We start from the raw sequence: 13540 nt of genomic DNA, 5'->3' as shown, positions 1-13540 counted from the left end.
CCTTAAATAATTCTGTTTTTCGGGTCTTGTTGTGCTACTTTCGCCCGAATTTTCGCTTCTAACTGATTGACTAAATCATCATTATCAAAACGTTCTTTTTGTCTTTCGCCGTCTAAATAATAGCCGCTCTTTTTATTTCCGCCGGTGACGCCGAGATCGGAAACCAAGGCTTCGCCCGGCCCGTTTACCACGCAGCCGATAATCGACACGTCCATCGGGGTAATAATATCTTCTAAACGTTGCTCCAAGGCATTAACCGTGCCGATAACGTCAAATTCTTGGCGCGAACAGGTTGGGCAGGCGATAAAATTAATGCCGCGCGAACGAATACGCAGGGATTTTAAAATATCGAATCCCACTTTGATTTCTTCCACCGGATCCGCCGCCAAAGAAACGCGTAAAGTATCGCCGATCCCTTCGGCAAGCAACATTCCCAAGCCGATCGCCGATTTTACTGCGCCCGCTCTGGCGCCTCCCGCTTCGGTAATACCCAAATGCAAAGGTTGTTTAATGGCTTTAGCAAGTAAACGATAGCTTTCTACCGCTAAAAATACATCCGAAGCTTTGACGCTGACTTTAAATTGATCGAAGTTCAAACGATCTAAAATTTCAACGTGACGCAATGCGCTTTCCAATAACGCCTTCGGTGTCGGTTCGCCGAATTTTTCTTGAATATCTTTTTCTAAAGAACCCGCGTTAACTCCGATACGAATCGGAATATTTTTATCTTTTGCGCAATCCACAACGGCGCGAATGCGATCTTCCCGACCGATATTACCGGGGTTAATACGCAAACAATCCACACCGTATTCCGCCACTTTAAGCGCGATTCGATAATCGAAGTGAATATCCGCCACCAAGGGCACGTTCACCTGTTGTTTGATTAATTTAAACGCCTCCGCCGCGTCCATTGTCGGCACGGAAACTCGCACGATATCCGCACCGACGCGCTCTAAGGCTTTAATTTGCGCCACCGTCGCCTCAACATCCGTTGTGCGCGTATTGGTCATTGATTGCACGGCAATCGGCGCATCACCGCCGATCGGTACGTTTCCCACATAAATTTTCGTCGATTCGCGACGTTTAATCGTTGGTTTAAATGCTGACATAATTTCTATTGTAATTTAAATTTCGCAACACGCCCGTCAACTTTTAACGGATAAACTTCACCTTTATAGGTGATTTTGACGTTGCCCGGCGCACCGATAATTAAGGAATAAGGCGCACCTTGGTTAAAACTCAAGGTTTCACCTTGTTTGTATTCTTTTTGTGCCAATACTTTTCGATTGGCGTCTTTTACGCTGATCCAACAATTCGTGCCGGTAATCTCAATTTGCAAATCCCCACTAACCGCAGATGTTGCTGCAGTTTCGCTCGCCTGTTGATCCGGCGCGACTTCCGCCGTATTGGTACCGTTAATTTTATCCATTTCCGTTTGCAAGGTTTGCGCGGATGTTAACGGCGTGTTTTCTTCTTGTACGGCATTATTTTCCGTCTCAGGCATCGGCGAATTAACGGCATTTTCCGCCGTTAACGGTGCAACTTCGCTCGTTTGCGCATTATCATTGGCTACAGCCGGCGTTTCAATGGTTTCCACCACTGCCGGCGAGACATTGTTTTCCGTATTTTCCACATAACTTTGCACTAAACTGTCACGCTCGGCATTCGATTGTTGGTAATTTTCCCACCACCATAACGCCGTCATTCCCGCCACAATCAACAGTACAAGCGCGGTAATAGAACCGACCCAGCGATTATGCGAAGAATATTGATTCACCGCTTTAGTCGCGCGCGCATTTTTACCCAAATCGTTATGCGTGGTTTCATTGACCGACGCAATTACGCCCGCCCACGCACTTTCCGGCAAACGTAAAAATTTCGCATAATTACGCACATAACCTTTCATAAAAGTTGACGGAATGGATTTGTGCGTAAATTCATTATTTTCAAGGTGTTGTAAAATGGAAGGACGTAAATTAATACGTTCGGACACATCCTCCAAAGAAAGATTTAACGCTTCGCGCGCTCGACGAAATTGCTCGCCGAGGCTTAATTCGGTTTGTTCTTGGTGAGTTGTTGGCGTTGTCATAGAGATTTGGGTTTCTTATTTTAGGTTAATGTAAATGCTAAAGTTTAAAGTCGTCAGGCTTGTTTTGCAAGGCATTATTATAAAACAGCAAAACAAAAAAGCCGATAAAAAAACAATAAGATAACCGGAAAAAATTATTCGGCGATTTTTGCCAACGCTCTCGCTCGTTCCGGCGCTTGTTTGCTTAATAAATCAAGATATTGGCGATAAAGTGCGGTGTTTTTTTCTGCTGAAGCACAAAGCGCCATATTTTCGTAAGTATCCGCTTGATTATAATAATTCGGCGTGTCCAGTGCCTGCCGGAATTGTTGATAAGCTTGGGAATATTCGCCTTGAGCGCAAAGAAATGCCCCGTAATTATTCAATACGTCACCTTGTTGCGAATCTGCCTTAATTGCGCTCAAATATGCTTCTTGCGCCCGTTGAGTATCCCCTTGACGCTGATAGAAATACGCAAGCGCGGAATGCACCAAATAATAATCGGGCGCATAACTTAGGGCTTTATCCAAATTGAGTTTCGCCAACGCCGTATCGCCTTGATTTAAATAACCTAAGCCTAATTCGACGCGCGCTTTCGCTGCTTGCCGGCGATCAAAATCCGTCGAATTCGTCGAAGAACCGGAAACGCAAGCGGAGAGGAAAAAAATTATTCCGCTAATCAATAATATTTTGCCGATTAATTGCTGCATTTTTACTCTCCTTTTATTGAACGGTTAAGATTGAAAGGTTACATTTTCACCGTGCTGATCTCATCGCCAAAACGTTTTTTCTGCGCGGTACGCTTGGTTCGATCAATCACATCGCCGGCTAATTGCCCGCAGGCGGCATCAATATCGTCACCGCGCGTTTTGCGTACAATCACGGTAAAACCATATTCCATCAACGTTTTCTGGAAACGATCGATTCGACTGTTCGAACTTTTCGCATAAAGCGCTTGCGGGAACGGGTTCCACGGAATCAAATTAATTTTACAGGGCGTATTTTTAAGCACTTCCGCTAATTGATGCGCGTGTTCGATGCCGTCGTTAATATGATCCAACATTACATATTCGATCGTCACTTTGCCGTGATTGGCATTAGAAACGCTAAGATAACGATTAACCGAATCGATCAGCATTTTGATATTGTATTTTTTATTGATCGGCACGATTTCGTCGCGTAATTCGTCATTCGGCGCGTGCAGTGAAATCGCCAAGGCAACATCGATCATTTCGTGTAATTTATCCAACGCAGGCACCACGCCCGAAGTGGATAAGGTCACGCGGCGTTTTGATAAGCCGTAAGCAAAATCGTCCAACATAATTTCCATTGCCGGTACCACGTTAGCGACATTCAGCAAAGGTTCGCCCATTCCCATCATTACCACGTTAGTAATCGGGCGCACGCCGGTAACACCGAAATTGCCGATAATTTTCGAGGCGCGCCAAACTTGTCCGATAATCTCCGATACGGTTAAATTGCGATTAAAACCTTGTTGCGCGGTAGAACAAAAAGTACACGCCAATGCGCAGCCCACTTGTGACGAAACGCAAAGCGTGGCGCGATCCGCTTCGGGAATATACACGGTCTCCACTTGTTGATCGCCCACTTGCATCGCCCATTTGATCGTGCCGTCCGACGAACGTTGTTCCACCGCCACTTCCGGCGCTTTAATTTCGGCGACCGCTTTGAGTTTTTCTCTTAACTGCTTGTTAATATTGGTCATATTGTCGAAATTATCTTCGCCGAAATGATAGATCCATTTCACCAACTGATCGGCGCGAAACGGTTTTTCCCCCAACTCTTTGAAAAATTCGCGCATTTGTTGGCGGGTTAAATTCATTAAATTAATTTTGTTTGACATAATGTGCCTCGTTATTACACCTTGCGGCAAGCTGAAAAATAGGCAGCGATTGTACTGATTTCACGCCAATTAATCTAGCAATTTTGCGTTAATCCGCAAAACAAAAGAAAAAACCACCGCACTTTTTTGTGATTTTGATCGCAAAACTCAAAAAAGTGCGGTGATTTTTGAGATTATTTTTTATCGGCGACGGTTTGTTGGTGAGATCGTTCCACTTCGCCCAATAAAACGGCGTATTTCATCGTGTGCGGATCCGCTTCCAAAGCGATTTTCAATACCATTGTCAAAGGCACGGAAAGAAACATTCCCACCGTTCCCAACAGCCAGCCCCAAAACAACAAAGATAAAAAGACCACTAAGGTGGAAAGCCCTAATTTACGCCCCATCATTTTCGGTTCGACAATATTGCCCATCACCATATTCACGCCGATAACGCCGAGGGAAACGGCGAAACCGGTGGCAAATCCGTTTAACAAAAAGGCTTGAACGATAATCGGCACGGCGGCGATAATCGAGCCGATATTGGGAATGTAATTAAACAAAAACACCAAGGTCGCCCATAAAATCGCATATTGCACCGCGGCGATTTTGAGCAAAATAAAAATTAAAATACCGGTGATTAAGCTAATGATCGTTTTCACGCCTAAATAACTGATCACGCCTTGCAAAATGCGATCAATGTAAATTTCGTGTTGCGCGAGGCGATTATCCGCGCTTAGTGCTAAAGATAATTTATATTTTGCATTCGGCGCTTCCAACAGCATAAAAATCACCACTAAAAACAGCACGAAAACATTGGTGACTACGCCGGAGAAACTGAACACGAAACGACTAACGAAATTCATCAAGACGCTCGGATCAAAATGTTCCATAATTTGCTCGCGCGATACGGAAAACGGCAGATTATATTTCGCCGCTAACGCCAAAATATCGCTTAAGCGCTGAGAAAGCAGCACTTTATATTGCGGGATGGATTGGGTGAATTCTCTCGCCGTGCTATTGATCAAGCCCGCCAAGAAGAAAAATATCACTAGAATCATTACGAAAAGCAAAGTGATCGCCAGCCAATGCGGCACTTTTCGTTTGGTCATAAAGTTAATAATCGGCGAGCAAATAATCGCGATAAATAAGGAAAGCAAAAACGGCACGACGATTTCGCTCGCCGATTTGATGCCGGCAAGAATAATCACCAATGCCGCAATGCCGACCAATAGTCGGATTAAGGTCGAATGTTTTTCCATTAACTAAATCGCTTCTTCGTTTTCTTCGCCGGTGCGAATGCGGATAACGCGTTCAACATCATACACGAAGATTTTACCGTCGCCGATTTTGCCGGTTTGTGCGGTTTCGACAATGGCGTCGATGCATTGATCTAACAATTCATCGGGAATCACAATTTCCATTTTAACTTTCGGTAAAAAATCCACCATATATTCCGCGCCGCGATAAAGTTCAGTGTGCCCTTTTTGGCGCCCGAAACCGCGCACTTCGGTAACGGTCATTCCGGTAATACCGATGTCGGACAAACTTTCTCTAACATCATCCAATTTAAAGGGTTTGATCACCGCTTCGATTTTTTTCATTTTAATCTTCCTTCAATTTTGACCGCACTTTTATCGTCTGGCGGATTTAGGTCTGAAACTTTCGATAACATCGGGATGCGTATCGATATAAATGCCGTCAATCAGCTGTAAACAATAAGGCACGGCGGCAAAAATACCTTTCACCAACACGTTTCCGTTTTCGTCTTTCACACCTTCCAAGGTTTCTTTAATCGCTTTCGGTTGACCGGGCAGGTTTAAAATCAAACTGTTTTTGCGAATAACACCAACTTGACGGGACAAAATCGCCGTCGGCACGAAATGCAAGCTGACTTGGCGCATTTGTTCGCCGAAACCGGGCATTTCGCGATCCGCCACCGCCAAAGTCGCATCCGGTGTCACATCGCGTTTTGCCGGGCCGGTTCCTCCGGTGGTTAACACCAAATGACAATGATGTACATCCACCAATTCGCAAAGGGTTTGTTCGATTAAAGATTGTTCATCGGGAATTAAACGCGTCTCCAGTTCAAAAGGCTCCGCTAACGCGCGCGCCAACCATTGCTGCAATTCGGGAATGCCTTGATCTTGATACACGCCCTGTGAGGCGCGATCCGACACCGAGACCAAGCCGATTTTTAAATTTGTTTGCATAAACGCTTTACTCCGTTCCTTGTTGAATGAGGGTTCACTTTACAATGTTATTTAAAACGGGAAAAGTACCGGCACTAAAAATATTGTCACCAACATCACTAAAATCGTGAAAGGCACGCCGATTTTCACGAAATCGCCGAATTTATAATTCGCCGGTCCCAGCACCATTGTATTCACCGGCGAAGAAATTGGCGTCATAAAGGCAGCGGAGGCGGCGACGGCAACGGTCATCGCAAAAGGCACGGCGGATAAATTCAAGTGCTGCGCCATTGAAATCGCAATAGGTGCCATTAAAATCGCGGTCGCCGTGTTGGAAATAAACAGCCCGATCACAGCGGATAAAATAAATAAGCTGATTAAAATCCAATGTTTTCCCATTCCGCCGACGGTGCTAATCATAAAGTTGACGATTAAATCGATCCCGCCGGTTTTTTGTAATGCGATGGAAAAAGGCATCATTCCGATAATCAAAATCAGGCTTGACCAATGGATCGAACTGTAAGCGCTTTTGGCGTCGATACAACGGAATTTCGCCAATAATAAGCAAGCGATTAAGGCGGCGACCACATTCGGCACGATTCCGCTCACCATCAGTGCAACCATTGTAAAAATAGAAAATAATGCGTGCGGTGCTTGGCTTTGTGCCGGTGCGGCACGTTCGATCTCGGCGGGATAATCCAACACAAAGAAACTTTTGGTTTTATTGCGCATATCTTGAATCAATTTCCACGCGCCGATCACCAACAATAAATCCCCGGCTTTTAGCGGTTCTTCTACCAAATTGCCGGTTAAAATTTCGTTGTTACGCTTAATGCCGATCACATTCAATCCGTAGCGGGAGCGAAAACGCACTTCCGCGACACTGCGACCGAGATAATCGCTGTCGGGAATCGGCGTGACCTCCACCATTCCCATTAATTTCGATTGCTGATTGAAGTTATAACCGCGCAATTCCGCCGGTTCCAAATTGTGTTTTTGGCAAAATTCGGCGAGATCCAATTCCGGATTGCTAATATCAATCAATAAAATATCTTTTTCTTTAATTTCCGCTTTGCCTAAAGAGGACGCGAGAAATATCGGTCTGAAATGTTTCCAACGTTCGATCGCCAATACATTCAAGGCATAATTGGAACGCAAATGCAATTCTTCCAAAGGTTGACCGATAAAATCCGAACCGGCTTTCACCACAAAGCGTTTGGTGCGATCTTGTAATTTATAAGTTTCGATTAAATCACGAATCGAATGTTTGTTTATCGGTAGGTTTTGTTCATCATCCGACACCGCCAACCAGCGACGCGTCAGCAGCATATATAAAATGCCCATCACCAGAATTACCACGCCGATCGGCGTAAAAGAGAAGAAACTCAAGCGCTCGCCGGTGGTGCGAATCAATTCGGAATTCACCACAAGATTCGGTGCAGTGGCGATTAAGGTCATCATCCCGCTGATTAATCCGGCGATACTTAACGGCATCATCAAGCGCTTCGGCGAAATATTCATTTGTTGGCAAATCACCAACACCACCGGAATAAAAATCGCTACCACGCCGGTCGAACTCATAAAGGATCCCAATCCGGCGACCGCTAACATTAACAGCACCAACACGCGCGTTTCGCTGTTTTTCGCCACTTTCATCAGCCATTCGCTGACTTGATATGCCACGCCGGTGCGAACCAATCCTTCTCCCACAATGAATAACAGCGCGATCAAAACGATATTGGGATCACTGAATCCGGCAAGCACTTCATCGACGGTTAAAATACCGCTCAAACTAAAGGCAAGCATTACCAACAATGCCACGACATCCATCCGGATTTTATTGCGCACGAATAAAATCACCGCGACAATCAGAAATGTTACCACCCAAAATAACGGGGTTTCCAATACTGTTTGTTGCCAAAATGTCGATAAATTCACGCTTACCTCCTTTATGTTGCGACGACTCCAAATGAATATTAATTATACTTGTTTTAGCGCATTTCTAACAGGAGAAAAGCTCTTTCTATGCTGCGGCAAAACGCCGAATTGCGCCAAACGTTCTAAATGTAATTGGGTCGGATAACCCTTGTGTTGCGCAAAACCGTATTGCGGATAAAGGCGATCCAATTCCGCCATTTCCTGATCTCTGGCGACTTTAGCGAGAATAGACGCGGCGCTGATTTCCGCCACAAGGCTATCGCCTTTCACCACCGCTTGCGCCGGCATCGGCAGCTCAGGTATGCGATTGCCGTCGATTAACACAAAGTGCGGTGAAATTTTTAAATTTTTGACCGCTCTTTGCATTGCCAACATTGTAGCGTGAAGAATATTTAATTGATCGATTTCTTCCGGCTCGGCGCGTCCTAAACTCCACGTTAAAGCTTTTTGCTTAATTTCTTGCGCCAAGGCGAGGCGTTTTTTTTCCGACAATTTTTTGCTGTCCACCAAGCCTTCGATGGGATTATTCGGATCGAGAATGACCGCCGCCGTCACCACCGCGCCGACCAAAGGTCCGCGCCCGACTTCATCGACGCCGGCAATTAGTTCGTAATTCGGGTAAACGAATGTCGTCATTCTTTTTTCTCCAATAAATCCACCACCGCCAATGCCGCTTGTTTATCCGCATCGCATTGAATGGATTTATGCAAATCGGTAAAGCACTGAATTAAATTATGGCGAAATTGCACCGCACTTTTTTCCGGATCCAAATAACGGGATAATTGCGCCGCCAATTTCTCCGCCGAACATTCTTCTTGAATCATTTCCGGCACGAGCATTTCGTCCGCCAATAAATTCGGCAATGAAATATATTTGGTTTTGACTAAACGTTTGGCTAAGAAATAGGTTAGCGGTTTCATTCGATAACCGACCACCATCGGCGATTTGCACAACATACATTCCAATGCCGCCGTGCCGGAGGCTAAAAGCGTTGCATCCGCGGCGATCATTGCTTGCCGTGCGTTGCCGTCTAACAAGATTAGCGGTAAATCGGGCGCCACTTCGGCGCGAATATGTTCGAATTGTCGGCGTCGTTTTTCATTGATCAACGGCACTAAAAATTGCACATCCGAATACTTTTCTTTGAGTAATTTTGCCGCTTGTAAAAACGGTTCGGTCAAAAATTCCACTTCCGCACCACGGCTACCGACTAAAATCGCCACATAACGCTGTTGCGGATCCAAATTCAGTGCCGAACAAGCTTCCACGCGATTCGGTTTTAACGGAATCGCATCCGCCATTGTGTGTCCGATAAAGCGGCACGGCACGTTAAATCGATCATAAAAGGCTTTTTCGAAAGGCAAAAATGCTAACACCAAGTCGGTTGCCGCAGCGATTTTATGAATCCGTTTTTGCCGCCACGCCCACACGGAAGGACTAACATAATGAATCGTTTTAATGCCGTTTTGCTTCAATTTTAATTCAATATCCAGATTAAAATCCGGCGCGTCGATACCGATAAAGATATCCGGTTTTTCCGCTAACATTCGGTTAATCACCAAACGACGGATTTTCAATAAGCGCGGCAAATGTTTCACCACTTCCGCCAAGCCCATTACCGAAATTTCGTCCATATCCACCAAGGTTTCGCAACCTTCCGCCAACATTTGTTGACCGGCGATGCCGATAAAACGCGCATTCGGATAATTGATTTTCAAACTGCGAATCAAACCGGCACCCAAAATATCGCCGGAAACTTCACCAGCGACAATAGCGATGGTCGGTGAATAATCCATTTGTTCCATATTATTTCTCTCTATAAAAAAAACGCACTTAATCTGCCAAAAAGTGCTTTACTTCCCAAAATCAGGACAGATAATTTAACTTGAATATTGAAACCGATAATCTATAAAGCCCAAATTTTAAGCTCAGTTGAATCCGCCTTTCATTATAACAACGAATATAATGGTGAGGAATTTGCTCCAATTCGCTAATATTAGCAAATCACTTCAAATAAAAATACTCCGATTGCAATACGCTGAAAATATAATTTCTCATTGCTCACAAAAATTCAATCACGTCATTCACGATCTCTATTTCAATTTATCCACTGCAAATAAAATTGCATTCCAACAAACCCAAGATAATGTAACCAGCATTTTCTTCCACTGTGGCAATACCGCTTGCACCCACAAACACACCCGCACTCCAGCCACTGTTTTTACTGTCCGTGCGGTTGTGGTATTCGTTTTGGACGGAAAGGAGGTTAATATCATTGCCGCTGGAAAGTGCGGTGTGATTGGCTTGCAGTTTCGAGCCTTTTACCGTTAAATCCCCTTCCGTGGTGCTAAGTTGCAAATTGCCAGCAGTAAGCTCGCTGCCGCGATGAATCACTTGTTCCGTGTGGCTGTGTTGACTGGATTTGCTCGCACCGACACTGAGGGACAATTTTACGCTTGGGTTCGGCACTTCCCCTTGTTGCATTGTATTGTTTGTTAATGCCGAAAGTGTCTCCGCCACTTGTCCGACGGATTGTGCCGCAAGCGCCGCTTCTTGGGCAGCTTTTAGTTGGTAAAGGGATTTGAGTTTGTCGCTTTTTACTTCATTCGCCCGTTTTAAACTTTGCTGCGCTTTAAGTGCCATATCCGTCACCGGTGAAGACAGCGCAAGGGTTAAACCGGATTGTTTAACTTCACGGCTTTCCGTTGACACAATACGGTCTTTGCCGGCGTCAATGTCAATGCTGTACCCTTTAATCGTCAAGTTATTCGGCGTAATCACATCCGTGCCGGTAAGCTGTACGCGATTATTCGCCTCAATCGACACCGAGCCGTTTAAACTACCCAAGGTTGCCCGTGCGTCCGATTGTGTCCAACCGGCTTGTTGGTGCGCTTGTTTGCCTTGTTGCGAACCGATAGTAATACCCAATCCGCCGCCCGAGAACACACCCGATTTTTTCGTTTCGACCACATAATGTTCACGGCGGGCATTGGTGTCGGCTTTCAAATGGATGTTATCGGCGCTTAAACGCATATCGCCTTGTGCCACCGCTTCAATACCGACGGCTTCTAGCTGATTGCCCGCAATCAAGTCGATTTCATTTGCCTCGATTCGGGTGTGTTGTGTCGTATACATTCAATTTCTGTCTTTCGTTTAATATCTTTTTCTGTTGCAATATCTAATTACCATTTTAACCACCAAAAATATCCCTTTTCTTTTTTCTCTTCTTTTTTTGATGGAGAATTAGAATTCTCTTCTAAACCAAAATCAGATAATTGCTTTCCATTTTCTTCAAAAATCTTTTCAACAACATTCGATTTCATTTTAAGCAATAACTTTGTAGTATCATGGATATTCCAATAATTTTCCTGAGGGTGTTTAATAATATAACCAAGGTAATCTTCTATTAATGGAACATATTCATTATATCGTTCAAATATTAAGTAATAAAATCCAGCAATACTAAAAAATTTAGTTTTAGCAAGATTAATTATCTCTTTAATACAAGGATATATTTTATTTCTTGCTATAGATTCTTCTTCTGTATGAATTTTACAGACAATATACCCCTGAATAGCACTTAAAATATATTTATAATCATACCCTTCCAAAAACTCCTTTCTTATTGACTCTTGACCTGAAGAAAGTAATAAATTTGATATATATATAAAGCCTTCTTCAATCCCCCAATGACATAATAATCCACCAGCTTTAAAAACCTGATAAAATTCATAGTTAGAATAATTATTTAAAATATCTATTAATTTATTAACTCTTTCCTTAGGAATATCTTCAAGATCGACTTCATCAATAATTGTAGTGTAGTCTATTTGCTCAGGAATTGAATATAATAAGTCATCAATTTCATTAACATTCATTTTTATTTCTCCTTAATAATATAATTAGAAGGGAGGCAACCTTTAATTAAACACTCACCATCTCGTTTGGAGTTTGATAAATCTTGCCAGGACCGTTCTAATCTGTCTTTATTATTAGGTGTCGGATTACTTATATATCTAATCCTTGCCTCTTCTAATCTATTATTAAGATATTCAGTTAATGAATCATGATGAAGGATCTCAGTATCTGAAAGTTTGCCGTCAGTAATATCTTTCTCTAATCGATTAATATCAACGGTTATTTTATTTTTTCCGTAATTTTTAGGATCTTGTGCATTCACAGGATCCGTAAAGGAAATATATGGCGAATATTTAGAATTTCCTCCTCTTATATGAGCTTCAATACTCCCTTTACCATTGATATTTGCCGGCAATAAATCTCCATTTTCATTAAGATGTGCTTTCGGATTTCCTTTTGAATTTATTATTGATTCAAAATTATCATCAAATCGGTAAACGAATTTGGCTTTTCCATAGTTAGTCGTTTCACCCACAATCGGCGTATTATATTTCCCAACAAGCCCCTTCGCGCCTAATCCGATAACACCTTCGCCATACCCTTCCGCAATCCCTGCTATCGCAGTTTTTCCATAAGGATGATTGATGTCGTATATTTCCGATAAATCATATAGGTGATTCGCATTCGGGTAGCTGTTGTACAAGCTGTTGTTTAACTCATTTGCTCGTTTAATATAATCTACCACTTGTTTATCGGCTTTTTCATCATCTTGCTTAAGCAGTTTTTCCACTTGCGCTTGATACTCTCGCATTTTATCTTGCGCATCCGCAAAAACCTGCGTTGCCGTCGATTTGCCCGCTGCCGTGTAATAACTTTTACCTTCGCCTAAGGCACTCCTTAAAATTAAATCTGTGGTATCCGCATTATAACTCCCTTTTTTACTCACCAAGTTATACATATCTTGATTCAATTTAACATGGTCTGCATAAATCAAACTGTTTTTATATTCTGCCGAAGTGCGGTCTAAAATCGCAAATAAACTACTGTCATTCGCCTCTTTTTGCAGCTGGTTGAGATAAGCTCGCGCCGTTTGGTTTTCATTCAGATGTGCCGCATCATCAGATACACCTCTTAATGCTTCTTCCATTAAAAGGCGTTTCGCCTCTTCTTCACTTATCCCCTGTTCTTGTGCAAACGCTTTGGCATTGTCACGGATTAAGCTGATTGCCGTCGGATGCAACTGCCGATTAAATTTCTCTGCATTAAAACTCGTCAATGCTCCCTGTTTTAAGTCATCGCTATTTTTACCGACAACAGCACCGACCAATGTCCCTAAGCCTATTGCACTGGCTTGTTGAATCGCATTACGTTCCTCTGTCGAAAGATTCGGATAATGTTGAGTGAGATAATTTGCAACTTCCGTATTTATCCATTCCGAGGTTGCACCAGCAGTCGCTCCGACTAAGCCGTTACCCTCACTCGCTTTAGCCGCTAAAAAGCCGGCGACAGCATGTAAGGCAATTTTCTTCGAACTGCCGTCTTCCCATTCGAGTTGTTTAGCAATATCGCCAGCAAAGGTTGCAGCAAGCTCACCGGCAATTTTTGCGGTTTCTTGTTGCTCCTTAATCTTATCAATATCAA

General features: G+C 43.5%; 13 protein-coding genes. All 13 read right to left on the bottom strand.

Features of this window, described 5'->3' with window-relative positions; all coding sequences use genetic code 11:
- Positions 1-2 precede the first annotated feature (2 nt).
- On the bottom strand, positions 3-1109 hold the full coding sequence (gene ispG / locus CVP04_RS00065) for a flavodoxin-dependent (E)-4-hydroxy-3-methylbut-2-enyl-diphosphate synthase (protein ID WP_100295493.1): 1107 nt from the start codon (positions 1107-1109) through the stop codon (positions 3-5).
- Positions 1110-1114: 5 nt separating this feature from the next.
- On the bottom strand, positions 1115-2089 hold the full coding sequence (locus tag CVP04_RS00060) for a RodZ domain-containing protein (protein WP_100295492.1): 975 nt from the start codon (positions 2087-2089) through the stop codon (positions 1115-1117).
- A 134-nt stretch (positions 2090-2223) separates the two neighbouring features.
- Positions 2224-2778, bottom strand: coding sequence for a type IV pilus biogenesis/stability protein PilW (gene pilW, locus CVP04_RS00055; RefSeq protein WP_100295491.1), 555 nt, complete (start codon positions 2776-2778; stop codon positions 2224-2226).
- A gap of 38 nt (positions 2779-2816) precedes the next feature.
- The gene (rlmN, locus tag CVP04_RS00050; RefSeq protein WP_100295490.1) at positions 2817-3932 is read right to left on the bottom strand and encodes a dual-specificity RNA methyltransferase RlmN; all 1116 of its coding nucleotides are present in this window, start codon (positions 3930-3932) and stop codon (positions 2817-2819) included.
- A gap of 173 nt (positions 3933-4105) precedes the next feature.
- Positions 4106-5173, bottom strand: coding sequence for an AI-2E family transporter (locus tag CVP04_RS00045; protein WP_100295489.1), 1068 nt, complete (start codon positions 5171-5173; stop codon positions 4106-4108).
- Between the two features lie 3 nt (positions 5174-5176).
- On the bottom strand, positions 5177-5515 hold the full coding sequence (gene glnB / locus CVP04_RS00040; protein ID WP_100295488.1) for a nitrogen regulatory protein P-II: 339 nt from the start codon (positions 5513-5515) through the stop codon (positions 5177-5179).
- Between the two features lie 30 nt (positions 5516-5545).
- Positions 5546-6124 carry a molybdopterin adenylyltransferase gene (mog, locus tag CVP04_RS00035; RefSeq protein WP_100295487.1) on the bottom strand — a complete coding sequence of 193 codons (579 nt, stop codon included), beginning with the start codon at positions 6122-6124 and terminating at the stop codon, positions 5546-5548.
- 51 nt (positions 6125-6175) lie between these two features.
- The gene (locus CVP04_RS00030) at positions 6176-8041 is read right to left on the bottom strand and encodes an SLC13 family permease (RefSeq protein WP_423738284.1); all 1866 of its coding nucleotides are present in this window, start codon (positions 8039-8041) and stop codon (positions 6176-6178) included.
- A 42-nt stretch (positions 8042-8083) separates the two neighbouring features.
- Positions 8084-8677, bottom strand: a complete 594-nt coding sequence (gene rnhB, locus CVP04_RS00025; protein WP_100295486.1) for a ribonuclease HII — start codon at positions 8675-8677, stop codon at positions 8084-8086.
- Positions 8674-9846 (bottom strand): lipid-A-disaccharide synthase, encoded by a 1173-nt coding sequence (lpxB, locus tag CVP04_RS00020; RefSeq protein ID WP_100295485.1) that lies wholly within the window; start codon positions 9844-9846, stop codon positions 8674-8676. The genes rnhB and lpxB overlap by 4 nt, the downstream gene beginning before the upstream one ends.
- Before the next feature lie 298 nt (positions 9847-10144).
- A complete protein-coding gene (locus CVP04_RS00015; RefSeq protein WP_100295484.1) occupies positions 10145-11176 on the bottom strand; it encodes a hemagglutinin repeat-containing protein in 1032 nt (343 codons plus the stop codon).
- Between the two features lie 47 nt (positions 11177-11223).
- Entirely contained in the window at positions 11224-11919 is a 696-nt protein-coding gene (locus tag CVP04_RS00010; protein WP_100295483.1) for a hypothetical protein, read from the bottom strand.
- A gap of 2 nt (positions 11920-11921) precedes the next feature.
- Positions 11922-13540, bottom strand: a 1619-nt coding sequence (locus CVP04_RS12300; protein WP_207761596.1) for a VENN motif pre-toxin domain-containing protein, incomplete at its 5' end; no start/stop codon positions are given.

The sequence above is a fragment of the Caviibacterium pharyngocola genome (assembly GCF_002795405.1).
Taxonomy (GTDB): domain Bacteria; phylum Pseudomonadota; class Gammaproteobacteria; order Enterobacterales; family Pasteurellaceae; genus Caviibacterium; species Caviibacterium pharyngocola.
Note: the sequence above shows the minus strand (reverse complement) of the source record. Positions and strands in the feature narration are given on the sequence as shown.